The sequence below is a fragment of the Clostridium sp. ATCC 25772 genome (genome assembly GCF_001573875.1).
GTDB lineage: Bacteria > Bacillota > Clostridia > Clostridiales > Clostridiaceae > Clostridium_J > Clostridium_J senegalense.
In genome coordinates this window covers 1-877 of the sequence record NZ_LFRG01000130.1, presented here as the reverse complement: position 1 = coordinate 877, position 877 = coordinate 1, and the positions used below count along the sequence as shown (strand labels likewise).

The window sequence follows — 877 nt, the reverse complement described above, 5'->3', positions numbered from 1 at the left end:
GGAAGAAGTGGAATAGAGCTACAAAGATACAAAGGTCTTGGAGAGATGAATGCAGAGCAACTTTGGGAAACAACTATGAATCCTGAAACAAGAACTTTATTACAAGTATCTATAGAAGATGCATCTATGGCAGATGAAATATTCTCAATGCTTATGGGTGATAAGGTTGCTCCAAGAAAAGAATTTATAGAAGAAAATGCAAGATATGTTAGAAATTTAGATATATAAGAGAGGGGATGAGTGTTAATGGATGAAAATAATAGAATACTCCCTATTGAAATAGGTCACGAAATGAAAAAATCGTATATTGATTATGCGATGAGTGTTATAGCTGGACGTGCCCTACCAGATGTAAGAGATGGACTTAAACCAGTTCATAGAAGAATATTATACTCAATGAGTGAATTAAATTTAACACCAGATAAACCATATAGAAAGTCTGCCCGTATTGTTGGGGACGTTCTAGGTAAGTATCACCCACATGGAGATACTGCTGTTTACTTTGCAATGGTAAGAATGGCACAAGATTTCTCTACTAGAGGTCTTTTAGTTGATGGACATGGTAACTTTGGTTCTGTCGATGGAGATTCACCAGCTGCAATGCGTTATACTGAAGCTAGAATGAGTAAATTAGCTCTTGAATTATTAAGAGATATAGATAAAGAGACAGTAGACTTTACACCAAACTTTGATGAATCTTTAAAAGAGCCATCAGTTTTACCATCTAGATTCCCTAACCTTTTAGTTAATGGATCTAATGGTATAGCAGTTGGTATGGCAACATCTATACCACCTCATAACTTAGGTGAAGTAATTGATGCTACAATACACCTTATAGATAATGAGGATTGCAGTATTGAAGATTTAATTCAATTTG

Annotated in this window: 1 protein-coding gene and 1 pseudogene; both read left to right on the top strand. The window is 34.9% G+C overall.

Features of this window, described 5'->3' with window-relative positions:
- A pseudogene (locus AZI32_RS17130) lies at positions 1-228 on the top strand (DNA topoisomerase IV subunit B); the annotation flags it as partial.
- An 18-nt stretch (positions 229-246) separates the two neighbouring features.
- Positions 247-877 (top strand): DNA gyrase subunit A (locus tag AZI32_RS17125; protein ID WP_275934997.1); only part of this gene is annotated, 631 nt, incomplete at its 3' end.